15 protein-coding genes are annotated in these 16885 nt (G+C 67.1%); 6 read left to right on the top strand and 9 right to left on the bottom strand.

The genetic code is table 11. The annotated features are described in order from the left end of the window. Positions 1-82: 82 nt before the first annotated feature. Positions 83-733, bottom strand: coding sequence for a sulfotransferase family 2 domain-containing protein (locus CRO22_RS06035; protein ID WP_097069241.1), 651 nt, complete (start codon positions 731-733; stop codon positions 83-85). Between the two features lie 126 nt (positions 734-859). Here CRO22_RS06035 and CRO22_RS06030 point away from each other — a divergent pair, with 126 nt between their 5' ends. Then, positions 860-1885, top strand: coding sequence for a hypothetical protein (locus CRO22_RS06030; RefSeq protein WP_097069240.1), 1026 nt, complete (start codon positions 860-862; stop codon positions 1883-1885). Between the two features lie 16 nt (positions 1886-1901). Here the strand turns inward: CRO22_RS06030 and CRO22_RS06025 are convergent, their stop codons facing one another. The 5 genes from CRO22_RS06025 to CRO22_RS06005 form a co-directional block, all read right to left on the bottom strand. Beyond that, the gene (locus CRO22_RS06025; RefSeq protein WP_141399419.1) at positions 1902-3425 is read right to left on the bottom strand and encodes an SPOR domain-containing protein; all 1524 of its coding nucleotides are present in this window, start codon (positions 3423-3425) and stop codon (positions 1902-1904) included. A 77-nt stretch (positions 3426-3502) separates the two neighbouring features. After that, a complete protein-coding gene (gene upp, locus CRO22_RS06020; RefSeq protein ID WP_097069238.1) occupies positions 3503-4135 on the bottom strand; it encodes a uracil phosphoribosyltransferase in 633 nt (210 codons plus the stop codon). An 11-nt stretch (positions 4136-4146) separates the two neighbouring features. After that, the gene (locus tag CRO22_RS06015) at positions 4147-5361 is read right to left on the bottom strand and encodes a phosphopentomutase (protein ID WP_097069237.1); all 1215 of its coding nucleotides are present in this window, start codon (positions 5359-5361) and stop codon (positions 4147-4149) included. Then, positions 5358-6680, bottom strand: a complete 1323-nt coding sequence (locus tag CRO22_RS06010) for a thymidine phosphorylase (RefSeq protein WP_097069236.1) — start codon at positions 6678-6680, stop codon at positions 5358-5360. Before CRO22_RS06010 ends, CRO22_RS06015 begins: the two co-directional genes overlap by 4 nt. Next, the gene (locus CRO22_RS06005) at positions 6680-7072 is read right to left on the bottom strand and encodes a cytidine deaminase (RefSeq protein WP_097069235.1); all 393 of its coding nucleotides are present in this window, start codon (positions 7070-7072) and stop codon (positions 6680-6682) included. Before CRO22_RS06005 ends, CRO22_RS06010 begins: the two co-directional genes overlap by 1 nt. Positions 7073-7429: 357 nt before the next feature. On the opposite strand from CRO22_RS06005, the gene CRO22_RS06000 reads away from it, so the two are divergent. The 3 genes from CRO22_RS06000 (at position 7430) to CRO22_RS05990 (ending at position 12526) form a co-directional block, all read left to right on the top strand. After that, on the top strand, positions 7430-9325 hold the full coding sequence (locus CRO22_RS06000; RefSeq protein ID WP_097069234.1) for a propionyl-CoA synthetase: 1896 nt from the start codon (positions 7430-7432) through the stop codon (positions 9323-9325). Positions 9326-9509: 184 nt separating this feature from the next. Further along, a complete protein-coding gene (locus tag CRO22_RS05995; protein ID WP_097069233.1) occupies positions 9510-11057 on the top strand; it encodes a response regulator in 1548 nt (515 codons plus the stop codon). Further along, complete coding sequence (locus tag CRO22_RS05990; protein WP_097069232.1) at positions 11054-12526, top strand: sigma-54-dependent transcriptional regulator; 1473 nt, start codon at positions 11054-11056, stop codon at positions 12524-12526. The genes CRO22_RS05995 and CRO22_RS05990 overlap by 4 nt, the downstream gene beginning before the upstream one ends. 22 nt (positions 12527-12548) lie before the next feature. Here CRO22_RS05990 and CRO22_RS05985 read toward each other — a convergent pair whose 3' ends face one another. Further along, on the bottom strand, positions 12549-13310 hold the full coding sequence (locus CRO22_RS05985) for an NAD kinase (RefSeq protein ID WP_097069558.1): 762 nt from the start codon (positions 13308-13310) through the stop codon (positions 12549-12551). A gap of 214 nt (positions 13311-13524) precedes the next feature. Here CRO22_RS05985 and glyA point away from each other — a divergent pair, with 214 nt between their 5' ends. Beyond that, a complete protein-coding gene (glyA, locus tag CRO22_RS05980; protein ID WP_097069231.1) occupies positions 13525-14817 on the top strand; it encodes a serine hydroxymethyltransferase in 1293 nt (430 codons plus the stop codon). A gap of 50 nt (positions 14818-14867) precedes the next feature. On the opposite strand, the gene CRO22_RS05975 is transcribed toward glyA, so the two are convergent. Continuing rightward, positions 14868-15224 carry a hypothetical protein gene (locus tag CRO22_RS05975; protein WP_097069230.1) on the bottom strand — a complete coding sequence of 119 codons (357 nt, stop codon included), beginning with the start codon at positions 15222-15224 and terminating at the stop codon, positions 14868-14870. 101 nt (positions 15225-15325) lie between these two features. Here CRO22_RS05975 and CRO22_RS05970 point away from each other — a divergent pair, with 101 nt between their 5' ends. After that, the gene (locus CRO22_RS05970; RefSeq protein WP_097069557.1) at positions 15326-16105 is read left to right on the top strand and encodes an alpha/beta fold hydrolase; all 780 of its coding nucleotides are present in this window, start codon (positions 15326-15328) and stop codon (positions 16103-16105) included. A gap of 4 nt (positions 16106-16109) precedes the next feature. On the opposite strand, the gene CRO22_RS05965 is transcribed toward CRO22_RS05970, so the two are convergent. Continuing rightward, positions 16110-16601, bottom strand: coding sequence for a cytochrome b (locus CRO22_RS05965; protein WP_097069229.1), 492 nt, complete (start codon positions 16599-16601; stop codon positions 16110-16112). Positions 16602-16885: the final 284 nt, after the last annotated feature.

The raw sequence follows: 16885 nt of genomic DNA, 5'->3' as shown, positions 1-16885 counted from the left end.
ATTGATGCCCGAAGAGGCTCGGTCAGCCGCAGAAACGCGCATTGTTGCAGCCCCGGCTCGGTATCAGACGGATCGCGTAAACCTAGTCGAAAGAATAGTGAAACTGCGCGATATCTGCCGCAGCGAATCGGGCCACGGCGGTGGCGGCGGCATCGCTGTAATAGGGGCGCCAGTCGCGCCCGCGCGGCGAGGCATTGAGCCTCGCAAGCGGCGCGAGACGAAACCCCAGATGCATCTCGAGCGGCGCCACATCTTCCGCGAAATGCTCAAGGCGCAGGAAATGTGCGCCCGGCACCGCCTCCCCAGCAAGCGCAAGATAGCGCGCAGAAGGCCATTGCGCGATCGTTGCGGCGGTCTCGGGATGGGTGACGAACGGGACGAATTCGAGCGCTTTCGCCAGCGTCACCGCCGGATGGGCAAAGCTCTGCTCCCTGAGCCAGTGATAATAGCTCACCATCCGGTCCCAGGGGTTGCGCACCAGCGTGAAGGTGAACCACGCCCGCGCCTCGGCTTCGGTATAAAGCCCGATACCGTCGGCAAGGGTCGCATGTTTCCACAGCCGCCCCGCCGTTGCGACCCCTTTCAGCCGCCCCTTGCGGCGGCGCGCCTTCTCGGTGTCGCCGACCAGAAGGTCGTCGGCCATGGCGCGCGCTTCCAGCGCCGCGGCCAGCGCGGTGCCGCCGGTCTTGGGGATATGCACGAAGATGTAGCGTCGGCCCGGAGAAACGATCATGACGCGACTCTACCGAGCGGGCGCCGCGATGGCGAGGCCTCGCGATCCGATCCATGGCGGATTGACCCCCGCCCGCCTTCCGCTATTCTTTGTGGCCAGACCCCAGCCGGACCCAAATCCTAGAGCATGACCGCCCTGCCCCAATATGAAAGGCTTGAAGCCCCCGGCCTGTGGCGGGAAACGCCGCAAGCGCAGCGGCGGGAAGTGATCGTTTCGTTCGGCAATACCTCGCTCGTGATCTCCGATGACCGTTCCAGCGCGGCGCTCGCGCATTGGTCGCTCGCGGCCCTGGTGCGGCGCAACCCGGGCACCCGGCCCGCGCTTTTCGCGCCCTCCGAAGATCCGGGCGAAGAACTTGAGATCACAGACGAGACGATGGTCGAGGCGATCGAGAAGGTGCAGGCGATGATCGAGGCGCACCGGCCGCATCCGGGCCGGTTGCGACGCATCGGCTGGATCGGCACCGGGGCCGTGGCGCTTTTCGGTCTGCTGCTGTGGCTTCCGGGCGCATTGGTGGAGCAAGCGGCGCGGGTTCTGCCCGCCCCCAAACGTGAGGAGATCGGGCGCATGGTGCTGGCCGATCTCGAACGCTCGACCGGGGTCGCCTGTCATTCGAGCGCGGGAGATCTGGCGCTTGAGGCGCTCGCCGACCGGCTCGGCGGGGTCGCACAGATCGCGGTTCTGCCGCATCGGCTTGGCGGCGCGCGGATCCTGCCCGGCGGCGTGGTGGCACTGGGGCAAGATACGCTGATCGGCCTCGATACGCCCGAAGTGGCGGCGGGCGCGATCCTCGTGGCGCAAGCGGCGCAGACGGGCGAGGCGCCGGTGCATGCATTTCTGGCCTGGGCCGGGGCGGGCGCGGCGCTCCGGCTTCTGGTCACCGGCGATCTGCCCGCGCGCGAGATCACTGGCTATGGCGCTGCGCTGATCGCAACGCCCGTGGCCCTGCCGCAGCGCCCCACCGAGACCGATGCGCTGCTCGCGGCCTTCAAGACGGCGGGCGTGGCATCCACCCCCTATGCCTATGCGCTCGACCCGAGCGGGGAGACCGTGTTGAGCCTGATCGAGGCCGATCCGTTCCGGGGCGCGCCTGCGCCCGAACCGGTGCTGCCCGACGCTGCGTGGCTCGCGCTGAAGGATATCTGCTCCTAGGGCCTTGCGGCGGGGATCAGCGCCGCAGGACCGCCCCGCCAAACCCTGCCGCGCGCACCGCGCCAAGCGCCGTTCGCGCATCGGCGAAGGGGCCTGCAAGAACCACCGCAAGCCCGCGCGGCGTGGTCGCTCCGGCAACCGGAAGCCCGGCCGCCGCAAGCCGCGCCCGCGCCTCCGCGGCATTCTCCGGCACGCCGAAACTGCCCACCTGCACATAGCGCGGTGCGCCAGGCGCCGCCTCAGGCACCGATTTCGACGAGATCCGCGCCGGGGCCGCAGCAATCGGCGGCGGCACGATCCGCAACCGATCGGGCGTTTTCGCGCTGACCTGCCGTGACGGCACCTGATTGGTCCAGAGCATGCCTTGTTCGGCATCGCCCTCAAGGCTGCGCGGACCGCGGAACGGATTCAACCGACCATCCTCGAACGCAGGCTTGTAGCCGGTCCGCCCCGCTTTCGAGGTCACGATCACCGGCGCCAGCGTGATCTGGCCGGTGGGGCTGCGCACCAGCACGGCCTCGGGAACAAGCGGATTGCCCGAACTGCTGACCCCACCCGGCATTGGCTGCGGCGCCGCGACATGACCCGTGCCGCCGGTGACCGAGACATAGGGCGAAACATAGCCGCTCGGAGTGGCGCCGACACGCAGGCCGGGCACCGCAGCGGCGTTTATGAAGCCGACCGGATCGGCCGTTTGCGCGCCACAACGCACCACGCTGCGGCCATCCGAAAGCCGGTAGCGCTGCGCACTCACCGTTCCCGCCGGGCAGGCCGTGGCCCCCGGGGCAACGGCCTCGCTTGACAGGATCGTCGCAGGGGTCGCGATGCCGGGCAGTGGCACCGGGTTGTGATAGCGCACCGTCGTGGCCGGGGGGACCGGAGCACCGATTGCGCCCGCAACATAGGGCGAAACATAGCGGGTGGCCGGCGCGGCCGACATCGGCGCAGGCAAAGCCGCAACCGTGCGCGTTTGCACCGCCCGTGGCGCGGGCGGCACGGCGCGGCGGATCTGCGGCGAGGTCTCTGTCAGCGCGACGGTTTCCATCGGCTTGCCGACGAAAGGCGTGGGGGCGAATGGCGAGGCGGGCCGGGCAGGTGATGGCGCGGTCCCGGAAATGATCGTGGGGTCGGGCGCCGGCGAGGGCGAGGGCGAGGGCGGGAGCGCCGCAACGGAGCCTCTCGCCGGAACGGCAACTGGGGCGAGCTGCGGAGTCGGCGCTGCCATGACTTGTGCCGGACCGGGCGCAGGGTCGGGCGCGGCGGACCGCGCCACGTCGAGCACCGGCGCGTCCGCCCCGAGGCTCGGCTGATAGCCGCAGAGCTGCTGGCGGTTGCGGCCGACGCGGGGCACCCAGTTCACCACATCGCCATAACCAGCGCGGACAAACACGCAGCCGGCGCTGTCGACATATTGGCGGCCCTTGTAGCTCGCGGGCGGAACTTCGGCCGGCCCGTTCAGCTTGAAATCAGCCCGGGCGGCCGAGCCTGCACAGACGGCGACAAGAACCGTCGCCGCCACAAACACTCCATAGCGCCGCATCTCGCCCCCCATGACCTTTTTACAAAAAATGCAGCAGGATTGGCAGCGAGTAAAGGGAAAAGCGGTTCGAAAATGGCTTATTTGGTGCCAAACATGCGGTCACCCGCATCCCCTAGACCCGGCACGATATAGCCATGGTCGTTGAGGTGGCTGTCGATCGCCGCCGTCACGATCGGCACATCGGGATGTGCCGCGCGCATCCGCGCGATGCCCTCGGGTGCCGCGAGCAGGCACAGGAAGCGGATGTTCTTCGCCCCCTTCTCCTTCATCAGCTGCACGGCGGCCGCCGAAGAATTGCCCGTGGCGAGCATCGGATCGACAACGATCACGGTGCGGTCTTCCAGCTCGGCGGGCACCTTGCAGTAATACTGCACCGGCTGCAGCGTCTCCGGATCGCGGTAGAGGCCGACAAAACCGACCCGCGCCGCCGGGATCAGCTCAAGGATCCCGTCCAGCAGCCCGTTGCCCGCCCGCAGGATCGAGATGAGCGCAAGCTTCTTGCCTTCGAGGATCGGCGCATCCATTTCGCACAGCGGCGTCTCGATGCGCTTGGTGGTCAGGTCGAGGCCGCGGGTGACCTCATAGGCCAGCAGAAGCGAGATCTCGCGCAGGAGCTGGCGGAAAGAGGCGGTGGAGGTGTCCTTCTCGCGCATCAACGTCAGCTTGTGCTGCACGAGCGGATGGTCGACGACGGTGACCTGGTCATCCATGAGGTGTCCTTTCAGAGAAAACTGCGGCCCGGGCCGGGCGGCGTGAGGCCCAGATGGGCGGCAACGGAGGCGCCGACATCGGCATAGGCCACCTGCCCCACGGGGCGCAAGCCGAGCCCGTGACCGAGCACCGGCACCCGCTCGCGGGTATGGTCGGTGCCAGCCCATGTGGGGTCGTTGCCGTGATCGGCCGTTAAAAGCGCAAGATCGCCCCGGCGCAATCTGGGCAGGAAGCGGCCAAGCGCCGTGTCGAACCACTCCAGCGCGCGGGCATAGCCCGAAACATCGCGACGATGCCCGTAAAGACTGTCGAATTCCACGAAATTGGCGAAGGTGAGGCTGCCCGGCTCGGCCTCATTGCCGAGCTGGACCAGATGCTCCATCAGATCGGCGTCTCCCTTGCCCTTGTGCAGATGGGTGATGCCGCGATGAGAGAAAATGTCGCCGATCTTGCCGATCGCATGGGTGGTGCGCCCTGCCGCCTCGGCCCAGTCCAGAAGCGTGGGCGCGGGCGGTTCGATCGCGAAATCGCGCCGGTTCGGCGTGCGGGTGAAGCCGCCGGGCGCCCCGGTGAAGGGGCGCGCGATCACCCGGCCCACGTTCATGGCATGGAGCCGCGGTGCGATGGCGCGGCACAGATCCAGCAGCCGGTCGAGCCCGAAAGCCTCTTCATGCGCGGCGATCTGGAACACGCTGTCCGCCGAGGTGTAGCAGATCGGCCAGCCGGTGCGCAGATGCTCGGCCCCCAGCCGTTCGATGATCGCCGTACCGGGCGCATGGCAATTGCCGAGGATACCCTCGGTCCCGGCGGCACGGGCCACGGCCGCGACCAGATCTGGCGGGAAACTGTTTTCGGTTGCGCTGAAATAATGCCAGTCCCAGGGCACCGGCACGCCCGCAAGCTCCCAATGACCGGATGGCGTGTCCTTCCCGCGCGAGATTTCGCTGGCTGCGCCCCAGAGCCCCTGCGGCACCGCGCCCAGCCCGGCGGGGCGGATGCCGGAGGCAAGTTCCACGGCCGCCCCGAGCCCCAGAGCATCGAGATGGGGAAGTGTCAGCGGGCCCGAGCGCCCCTCTTCGGCGCGGCCCGCCGCGCAGGCCGCCGCGATATGGGCGAGCGTATTGGCGCCGGTGTCGGGAACCCCGTCGTTGAAGAAACTCCCGGCATCCGGGGCTCCGCCGATCCCCACCGAATCCATCACGATCAGGAAGGCGCGCGGCTTCATGGGAGATCCTCCGGGCCGATGCGTCCGTGGATCAGCGGCGGCTCCTCGGGCGGCTCTTCCGAGATCACATAGGCCGCCTGCACCATGGCCGCGGCGCGTTCAGCACGGGCGGCATCGGGAGCGTGAACGAGGCAGAGCACCTCGCCCGGATCAACCTCCTCGCCAATCGCGGCGAGCCCCGAGAGCCCGACCGAGGGGTTGATGCGGTCGGTCGCGACCAGCCGCCCGCCACCAAGCCTCACCACTGCCTCCCCCAATGCACGGGCGTCGACCTGCGCGACATGGCCGCGCCGAGGAGCGGCCACCGGTACAATGACCGGCGCGGCGGGCAGACGATCCGGGAAGCGCTCGACAAAATCGAAAGGTCCGCCCAGCGCCGCCACCATCTGCCCGAACTTTTCCGCCGCACGGCCGGTCTCGATCGCCGCGTCGATCTGCTCGGCGCCCTCGTCGAGCGAGCGCGCCTTGCCCGCAAGGCAGAGCAATTCGCCCCCGAGCGCCGCCGTCACATCCCAGAGCGCCTCGTTGACCGAGGAGCCGGTGAGAGTTTCCATGACTTCCAGCACTTCGAGCGCATTGCCCGCCGAATGGCCGAGGCTCTGGCTCATGTCGGTGATCAGTGCCGAGGCGTGGCAGCCCGCATCATTGGCAGTGCGCACGAGGCTTTCGGCGAGTGCTTTTGCATCCTCCATTTCCACCATGAAGGCGCCCGAGCCGACTTTGACATCGAGCACCAGCGCACCGAGCCCGGCGGCGAGCTTTTTTGAAAGGATCGAAGCGGTGATCAGGTCGATGCTCTCGACCGTGCCGGAGATGTCGCGAATGCCGTACAGGCGACGGTCGGCGGGGGCGATCTCGTTGGTGGCGCCGACGATGGCGCAGCCGACCTCCGCCACCACTTTTTGCAAGACGGCGGTTCCCGGCAGCGCCTTGTAGCCCGGAATCACCTCCATCTTGTCGAGCGTGCCGCCGGTATGGCCAAGGCCGCGCCCGGAAATCATCGGCACATAGACGCCGCAGGCGGCAAGCGCGGGCGCAAGAAGCAGAGAGACTGAATCGCCGATGCCGCCGGTCGAATGCTTGTCGAGCACCGGGCCGGGCAGATCCCAGGCGAGCACCTGCCCCGAGTCGCGCATCGCCTCGGTCAGCGCCACCCGTCCCGCGGCGCCGATGCCGCGGCAAAGCACCGCCATGGCAAAGGCCCCCGCCTGCGCATCGGAAACCGTTCCATCGGCAAGCCCGCGGGCAAACCAGGCCGCCGCCTCGGGGGCGAGGCCTGCGCCATCGCGCACCGCCATGATGATCGAGCGGGCGTCCATCAAGCGTTGTCCATGTGGCTAGCGTCGAATCGACCGGGCAGCAGATCGCCGACCGTAGTGTGGCGCTCCGCCCCCGCGGTGGTGGCCAGTACCACCGGCACATCAGCGCCGCCGAATTCGGCAAGCTTCTGGCGGCAACCACCGCAGGGCGGCACCGGTGCGGGGCTGTCGGCGATCACCGCGACCTCGACAATCCGGGTCTCCCCCGCCGCCACCATCGCGGCAAGCGCCCCCGCTTCGGCGCAGGTGCCTTCCGGATAGGCCACGTTTTCCACGTTCACGCCGCAGTAGATCGTGCCGGAGGCCCCGCGTACCGCCGCGCCGACCTTGAATTTGGAATAGGGGGCATAGGCGTTTTCGCGCACGGCGCGCGCCGCATCGAGCACAGTCATCGGCAAAGCCTCCGGAAGTCGTTCATCCGGCCGATCCTGCGCCGCGCGCGAGACAGGCGCAAGGGGGGCGCAAGGGGCGGACAGGATCCCGACTCGCCCCGCCCCCTCCGCGCCCCGGGCAGCAGAACACCGGGACGGCCGCAGAAGGCTGCGAAGATTTGCAAACTGAAGAAAATTTGCAAAATCCACATATCCACTACCAAACTGGAAAACTTTTGCACTCTTTGCAAAAATTTGCGCCCAAGAATTGGCAGGTTTCTGCAAATTTTCGGCCGGTCTCCGCCCCTGCGACGGTAACAATCTTGCACAAATCTTTCTGTCTGAATAACAAGCTTGCAAGTGAGGAGGGAGGATACCATGGGATACAATGAGGTCTATGGCGCGTGGAAAGCCGATCCGGAAGGATTCTGGATGGAAGCGGCAAAGGGGATCGACTGGGTCGAGCCGCCGTCGAAAGCCTTCTTCGAGCAGGGTCCGGCCGGCGAGTGGTTTGCCGATGCCAAGGTGAACACCTGCTGGAACGCCATTGACCGTCATGTCGAGGCGGGCCGGGGCGACCAGATCGCGATCATGCACGAAAGCCCGATCACCCATGCGACGAAGGGGATCACCTACAAGGAACTGAAGGCGCGGGTGTCGAGCCTGGCCGGCGCGCTGCGCATGCGTGGCGTGGAAAAGGGCGACCGCGTCATCATTTACATGCCGATGATCCCCGAGGCGCTCGAGGCGATGCTCGCCTGTGCCCGGATCGGCGCGATCCATTCGGTGGTGTTTGGCGGCTTTGCCGCGCATGAGCTCGCGGTGCGGATCGACGATTGCACCCCCAAGGCGATCATCGCGGCGTCGTGCGGCCTCGAGCCGAACCGCGTCGTGCACTACAAGCCCCTCCTCGATGCCGCGATCGACCAGGCCACCCACAAGCCCGAATTCTGCGTGATCTTCCAGCGCGAGCAGGAAGTGGCGAAGCTCGTCGAGGGCCGGGACTTCTCCTGGCACGGCTTCCAGTACGGCGTAAAACCGGCCGAATGCGTGCCGGTGGATGGCAACCACCCGGCCTATATCCTCTACACCTCGGGCACGACCGGCGCGCCCAAGGGCGTGGTGCGGGCGACCGCGGGCCATCTCGTGGCGCTGAACTGGTCGATGAAGGCGATCTACAACATCGAGGCGGGCGACCGGTTCTGGGCCGCCTCCGACGTGGGCTGGGTCGTCGGGCACAGCTACATCTGCTATGCGCCGCTTCTGGCGGGCGCCACCACCGTGGTCTTCGAGGGCAAGCCCGTCGGCACGCCGCATCCGGGGGTGTTCTGGCGCATCATTCAGAATCACCGCATCAAGAGCTTCTTCACCGCGCCGACCGCGCTCCGCGCGATCCGCCGCGAAGATCCGAACGGCGAATATATCAAACGCTACAAGCTCCACGAGATGCAGGCGCTGTTCCTCGCCGGCGAACGGGCCGACCCGGACACGGTGAACTGGGCGCGCGAGCATCTGGGCGTGCCGGTGATCGACCACTGGTGGCAAACCGAAACCGGCTGGGCGATCGCGGGCAACCCGCTTGGCATCGAGCTTTTGCCGGTCAAGGTCGGCTCGCCGACAAAGGCGATGCCGGGCTATGATGTGCAGGTGCTCGACGAGGGTGGCCACCCGGTGCCCCCGGGGACTTTGGGCGCGATCGCGATCAAACTGCCGCTGCCGCCCGGCACACTGCCCACGCTCTGGAATGCCGAAGAGCGCTTCGTGAAGAGCTACCTCAACCACTTCCCGGGCTATTACGAGACCGGCGACGCGGGCTATATCGACGAAGACGGCTATGTCTACATCATGGCGCGCACCGATGACGTGATCAACGTCGCGGGCCACCGGCTCTCCACCGGGGCGATGGAAGAGGTTCTGGCCTCGCACCCCGATGTGGCCGAATGCGCGGTGATCGGCGTGTCCGACGAACTCAAGGGGCAACTCCCGATGGGCTTCCTCTGCCTCAACAAGGGCTGCACCAAGGCGCATGCCCAGGTGATCAAGGAATGCGTCAATCTGGTGCGTGACCAGATCGGCCCGGTGGCCGCCTTCAAGCTCGCCGTTGTGGTGGACCGGCTGCCGAAGACCCGCTCGGGCAAGATCCTGCGCGGCACGATGGTGAAGATCGCCGATGGCGAGCCCTTCAAGATGCCCGCAACCATCGACGACCCGACGATCCTCGACGAGATCGCCGCGGCGCTGAAAACGATCGGCTTCCCGGCCGCCGCGGCCTGAGCCGAACCGGAGCGGGCCCGTCCGGGGCCCGCATCCCTCCGGGCGCGGGCCCTTGCACGCGCCCCTTTTGACGCCCCCGGCAGGGTCTCCTGCCGGGTGTGACATTTTGTTTATTTCTAAGCTTTCCGCTACGGATCACTTGATTTGCACGCACCGTGCCGGAATCCTTTGGCAAGGGGCAATTATGAACAAACACCTTCCACCATCCGCAATCGCCGGGGACGTCACGGACCCCGCAGACAGGGCGCGTCTGGGGCGGATCATGCTTCTGGGGCATGACCTGCGCGCCGCCGTCTCCGATATTCTCGCCGGGCTGCGGCTTCTGCCCACGCAAGACCTCGATCCGCAGACCCGGCTGCAGCTCGACCGGATGCGCGCCGCGGGCGAGGACATGGCCCGGTTGATCGAGGAAGGGATCGAGATCGTTACCGACCAGACGCTCGGCCCATTGCGCCAGACCGTACCGCTGGCCCGGCTGATCTGCGATACCGAGCTGCGCTGGCGCGCACGGGCGCAGGAAAAGGGTCTCGGTTTTCAGGTCGCAATGACGCCCGATGTGCCGATGCAGATCCGGCTTGACCGGATCGCCCTCGAACGGGTGCTCTCGAACATGCTTTCGAATGCCATCCGGCATTCCGACCGGGGCACGGTGCGGCTGATGGTGAGCTGTGTGCCGGCCACCCCGGAATACGCCCCCGGCGCGGCGCGGCTGCGCCTTGCGGTCTGCGACGAGGGGCCGGGATTTACCCCCGCGCTTCTCGACGCCTTGCGCAGCGGCGGCAGGCTGCCGGCTACGGGCGGCCACGGGCTCGGGCTTCTGATCGCCCGACAGATGGCTGAACGGCTCGAGGCCGATCTGGAGGTTCTCAACCGTCCCGAGGGCGGCGCCGAGCTGCGCCTGTCGATCCCGCTCGCGGCGGTGCTGCCTGCAGAGCTGCAAATCGCGCAGGACCGGCCGAATCTGCACGGGATGCGGGTGTTGGTGGCGGAGGATTCCGCGCTCAACCGGGCGCTTCTGGCGCATATGCTGACCACGCTCGGAGCCGAATGCGACACGGCCGATGATGGCGTCGCGGCGCTCGAACGGCTGGAGCAAAACCGGTACGATCTGGCGCTGATCGACGTCGAGATGCCGCGGCTCTCCGGGCTCGAGCTGATGCGTGCCCTGCGCACCGGAGGCGGTCGGCATGCGCGGCTCCCGATCGTTGCGGCCACCGCCTATGTGCTGCGCGCCAATCGCGATGCGATCTTTGCCGCCGGAGCAGATGCAATGATCTCCAAGCCGATCGACACGATCGACACGCTCTCCGAGGCGATCGGCCTCGCGCTCGCCGGCCGCTCCTCCGCCGGGGCCAGCACTCCGCCCGCAGCGCTGCCGCTTCTGGATGTGCAGGTATTCGAGAAACTTTTGCCGCTCTCCGGACCCGAGGGTCCGCAAGATCTGCTTGCGCGTGTGCTCGACGATCTTGGAAGGGTCGAACGCGGCCTCGTGACCGGGCTTTCGGAGGGCAATCCGGGCACGATCTGCGCCGATGCCCATGTGCTGATTTCGGTCGCCGGATCATTGGGTGCCGGGCCGTTGCGCGCGCTGGCCGAAGACCTCGCCCGCGCGGCGCGGCTGCAAGATGCCGCCGCCATGCAAATGATCGGCCGCTCGGTGCTCGTCCAGACCGACCGGCTGATCGCCCATGTCCGCCAGAAACGGCACGAACTGGGCGGAGGCCGGACATGACCCACGACGGCACGGCCCTGCCGCCCCAAGGCACGACACCGGGTCTCCTGGCAACCAGCGCCGCGAGCGAGGACAACGGCACCGCATTCGCGCCCGTCGACATCCTGATCGTCGAGGACACCGCCTCGATGCGCACGATCTACGAATCCCACATGCGCCGTGCCGGCTATCGTACGCTCTCGACCGGAACTGCTGGCGAAGGGCTCGAGCTTTTCTGCCGCCATCCGGTGCGGGTGGTGCTGCTCGATCTGATGCTGCCCGACCGGGACGGGCTCGATCTCCTCGTCGACCTTCTCGCGCTGCGGCCGGAAACCTCGGTGGTGATCGTGGCGGCGGAACGCTCGACTGACCGCACGGTGACGGCGATCCGCCGCGGGGCGCTCGACTATCTCGTCAAACCCGTCAGCGAGACCCGGCTGATGGAAGCCGTGGACGCTGCCCGCCGCGCCGCCAACCGCGCCATGCCGTTGCATGCGGCCGGGGCGCACGAACCGCTGGGGGATTTTCTCGGCACTTCGGAACCGATGCGCGCGGTCTATGCCCGCATTCGCGCCGCCGCACGCTCGATGGCGCCGGTCGTCATCGAGGGCGAGACCGGCACCGGCAAGGAGCTCGCCGCTCTGGCAATTCACCGGCTCTCCAACCGTGCACAAGGCCCGTTCATCACCCTCGATTGCGGCGCAATCTCGGCGGAGCAGTTCGACTCCGAAGTCTACGGGCACCGCCGCGGCGCCTTTGCCGGAGCCATCGCCGACCGGCTCGGCGCGGCGGAACTGGCCGATGGCGGCACGCTCCTGCTCGATGAAATCTGTGAATTGCCGCTCGCGTTGCAACCGAAACTGTTGCGCTTCCTGCATGGCGGGATCGTGCGCCCGCTCGGCGCAGAAGCGGCAAGGCGCGTCAACCTGCGCCTCCTCGCCACCTCATCGATTCCGCTATCGGAGGCGGTGCGCACCGGTCGGCTGCGCGAGGATCTCTATTACCGGCTCATGGTGGTACCGCTCGTTATGCCACCTTTGCGCATCTGCCGGGACGACATTCCAGTGCTCGCCGAAAGCTTTCTGCACCGCTTTGCCGCGCTTGAGCGGCGCAGCTTCCGCCAGATCGCCCCCGAGGCGATGGCGCGCCTGCATTCCTATCACTGGCCCGGCAATGTGCGCCAGCTTGGCAATGTGCTGCGCGCGGCAATGGTGACACATGAAGGCGAAACCCTGACCCCGGAGATGCTGCCCGCCGCGCTCTGCCCCGAGGGGCCGCTTTTCGCCCTGCCCTCCGGTCCGCACGCCGAAGATCCGCACCTGCGCGAGGAAGGGCCGGGCTTCGACGGGCGCACCCTCGCCGATCTCGAACGCGCCGCGATCGAGGCCGCCCTCGCGCGCCACGACGGCGCCGTGCCGCGCGCCGCGGTCGATCTTGGCGTGGCGCCTTCGACGCTTTACCGCAAGCTCGAAAGCTGGCGGAAAGACTAGAACCGAGAGACTGCGGCAAACCTCAGGCGAACTGCTCGCGCATCAGCCGCTCTTCAAGCCCGTGGCCCGGGTTGAAAAGGATCCGGTGCGTCACCTTTGGCTCGGAGCGCACCTCGACCCAGCGCACCGGCTTCACGCCGCGGCTGTCGGCATCGGCCATCACCGGGCGCTTGCCGGGTTCGAGCACGTCAAAGCGCACCAGCGCCGAGGAAGGCAGGATCGCCCCCTGCCAGCGCCGCGGCCGGAACGGCGCGATGCCGGTGAGCGCGAGCACATCCGAGCCAATCGGCAGGATCGGCCCCTGGGCGGAATAGTTGTAGGCGGTCGAGCCCGCCGGGGTGGAGACGATCGCACCATCCGAGATCAGCTCTTCCATCCGCACCCGGCCATTGACCGAGATCCGAAGCTTCGCCGCCTGCGGACCCGCGCGCAGAAGCGAGACCTCGTTGATCGCAAGCGCCTTGTGCAACACGCCATCGGCCGTCTCGGCCCGCATCGCGAGCGGATTTATATGTGCCTCTTCCGCTGCCGCAAGCCGTTCGGGCAGGTCTTCGGCTATGTAATCGTTCATCAAAAAGCCGACCGAGCCACGGTTCATGCCATAGACCGGCAAACCGCGATCGGCATGCAGACAATGCAGCATGAAGCCGTCTCCGCCGAGCGCCACGATCACATCGGCGTGCTCGACCGGTGCCTGTCCATAGAGCCGGGCGAGTTCGGCGCGGGCCTTTTGTGCGCTCGGCGCCGAGGAGGCCGCGAAATGAATGTGGTTTGGCCGGTTCATGCCCATCCCCTCTGGCGCGGCCTCTCGCACCGCGCCCCGCCAAGGTGTCGCAAGCGGGGCGCGGAAACACAAGGCCGGATCCCCGGCCCGATCCTGCCGGCGCCGCACCGCGACAAAAGCGCCGCGCCAAAATGCCCGTTCGTCGCTTTGAGCGCTTTCGGGGCCGGAAATTCTGCGATAAACGGGCCTCAACCATCCCCAGCAGGAGACGCCCATGACCGCCCAACGCGACGCCGGCTTCTTTACCGAAAGCCTTTCCACCCGTGACCCCGAACTGTTCGGCGCGATCCGGAACGAACTGGGCCGCCAGCGCGACGAGATCGAGCTGATCGCTTCCGAAAACATCGTCTCGGCGGCGGTGATGGAAGCGCAAGGCTCGGTGATGACGAACAAATATGCCGAGGGCTATCCGGGCAAGCGCTACTACGGCGGCTGCCAGTTCGTTGACGTGGCCGAGCAGCTCGCGATCGACCGCGCGTGCCAACTTTTCGGCTGCTCTTTCGCCAACGTGCAGCCGAACTCGGGCAGCCAGGCAAACCAGGGCGTGTTCAACGCGCTTTTGAAACCCGGCGACACGATCCTCGGCATGAACCTCGCCTCGGGCGGCCACCTGACCCACGGCGCGGCACCGAACCAGTCGGGCAAATGGTTCAACGCGGTGCAATATGGTGTGCGCCAGCAAGACAACCTGATCGACTATGACGAGGTCGCGCGCCTCGCCAAGGAGCATCAACCGAAAATGATCATCGCCGGCGGCTCGGCGATCCCGCGCCAGATCGACTTTGCCAAGTTCCGCGAGATTGCCGATAGCGTGGGGGCTTACCTCATGGTGGACATGGCGCACTTTGCCGGGCTCGTGGCCGGTGGCGCGCATCCCTCGCCCTTCCCGCATGCCGATGTGGCCACCACGACGACCCACAAGACGCTGCGCGGCCCGCGCGGCGGCATGATCCTGACCAACAGCGAAGAGATCGCGAAAAAGGTCAATTCGGCGATCTTCCCGGGCATTCAGGGCGGTCCGCTCATGCATGTGATCGCGGCGAAGGCGGTGGCCTTCGGTGAGGCCTTGCGCCCCGAGTTCAAGGTCTATGCCAAGCAGGTGATCGCCAATGCGCAGGCGCTGGCCGATGAGCTGATGAAGGGTGGGCTCGACATCGTCACCGGCGGCACCGATACGCATGTGATGCTGGTTGACCTGCGCCCGAAAGGCGTGAAGGGCAACGCCACCGACAAGGCGCTCGGTCGCGCCCACATCACCTGCAACAAGAACGGTATCCCCTTCGACCCGGAAAAGCCGACCGTGACCTCGGGCATCCGCCTTGGCACCCCGGCGGGCACCACGCGCGGCTTCCAGGAAGAAGAATTCCGCCAGATCGCGCGGATGATCATCAAGGTGGTCGACGGGCTCGCGGCCAATGGCGAAGAGGGCAATGACGCGGTGGAAGCCGAAGTGCGCGCCGAAGTGGCGGCGCTCTGCGCGAAATTCCCGCTCTATCCGAACCTCTGAGACCGCCGCCCGACACAGACGAAGGCCCCCTTTCGGGGGCCTTTTCTGCTTCAGCGCATGAAGGCGAAACCGACCCCGGCCATCACGATCAGGCCGAAGGCGACGGTGGCGGCGATGTCGAGAAGGCGTCGGCCAAACCGCATCGGTGCCCCGAGCGGCTCAAGATAACTCACGCAGATGTGATAGGCCGTGCGCAGCGCCACCGGGTCCAGTTGGCGCGCAAGCCGCGGCGCGCCGATCATCGCTTCCGCCGCCGCGATCTGGCGCGCCGCGCGGCGCACCTTGCGCGGCAGGCTGCGGTGGCGGCTCGCGATCCGCTCCGAAAGCGAATGCCCGCGCGCGCCCAGCCGCTCGGCCAGAAGCTGCGAGACGCGCCCGCACATGCGCTGAAGCTCTTTCGGCTCCATCCGGTTCTCCCCGACCGTTCCCCTGCGTCAGGCTAGCCGCGCCGCCGCCGCCGCGCAACGCCGCTCTGGCCGGGCGCCACGCGCCGCGCTAAATGTCGCTCATGCTGCATGTGATCGCCCATGGCCCCGAAACCGCCCTGCCCCCGCTCCTGATCGCCCCCGGCCTGTTCGGCTCCGGCCGGAACTGGGGCGTGATCGCCAAACATCTGAGCGCAGCACGGCGCGTGCTGGCGCTCGATATGCGCAATCATGGCGAGAGCTTCTGGGCCGAAAGCCATACTTATCCGGAGCTTGCCGCCGACATCGCCGGGGTGATCGAGGCCGAGGGGCGCGCCTGCGACCTGCTGGGTCATTCGATGGGGGGCAAGGCGGCGATGATGCTTGCGCTGACCCGGCCCGGCCTCGTCGAGCGGCTCGTGGTGGCAGACATGGCGCCGGTGCCCTATCGCCATGGCGCCGCCCACGGGGGGCTCATCGCGGCAATGAAAGCGCTGAAAATCGACGATCTGACTACGCGCGGCGAGGCCGACAGGCGGCTTGCAGAGACCGTGACCGACCCGGGAACACGAGCATTCCTGCTGCAATCGCTCGATCTGCGCGCCGCCCCGGTGCGCTGGAAATTCAACCTCGATGCGCTTCAGGCGAACCTGCCCGATATTCTCGACTGGCCCGCGCTCCCAGCGGGCGCCAAGCCTTACGAGGGCCCGGCGCTCTTCCTTTCCGGCGCCAATTCCGAATATATGCGCGACGAATACAATGAAAAAATCCGCGCGTTGTTCCCGCACGCGGATTTTCAGGGGATCGAGGGCGCGGGCCACTGGCTCCATGCCGAGAAGCCGCGCCAGGTGGAGGCGGCGATCGCCGCTTTCCTGGCGCGCTGAGGGCTCAGTCGGCCGCCTTCATCATCCGGCCGATCACGCCGGTCTTCTCGACGAATTGCTGCTTCAGCGCGCCCGCGACATGGACGAGGACGAGCAAGCCGAGCAGAAGCGCAAGCGCGCCATGAACCTTCCCGGCGAGCTCGATCCCGCCGAATTTCGTCACGCCACCGCTCACCACCATCAGCAACAGCACAAGATACATCGTGTGCTGCACGGCGGCGGCAAGTTTCGTCATCATCGGGTTCGAGGTGGCAACCGGCGCGGGCGCACCGCGGGTGAAACGCAGCACCATGCGCCAGACCACCAGAACGAGGATCGTGAGCCCGGTGAGCACATGCAGCGGAGCGGCAGCGTTGAACGCGATCGCCTCGTTTTTCTGCGCGGCATCGAAGGCGGCGCCGATGGCATCGTTGAACAGGAATTGCGGAATGATCAGCACCGCGACGGCCCAATGCAGGGCGATCTGGGCGCGGCTGTATCCTTGGGGACGGGACATGGCTTTCTCCTGAAAGAACCGCAACAAAGCGGGGCAAGAAAGGCTCGCACAGCCCTCCCCGCCCCGCAAGCGGATAGATCAGCGCAGGGGCGGATCCCTTCCCCTGCCCGCATCCTGCACGTGATCTATCGAGCCACCGGCGGCGCAACCACGCCCCGGTTCCGCTCCGCTCAGGCGTTGTCGTTGATCTGATGATGTGGACACCCCCACCCCAACCGTCGAATCTGGTTTCAACGGTTCTCCGGGAAGAAGGAGTGGTTGGATATGTCCGGAATGATCATTGG

The organism is Rhodobacter maris (assembly GCF_900217815.1).
Classification (GTDB): domain Bacteria; phylum Pseudomonadota; class Alphaproteobacteria; order Rhodobacterales; family Rhodobacteraceae; genus Rhodobacter; species Rhodobacter maris.
This window is presented reverse-complemented; position numbering and strand designations above follow the sequence as displayed.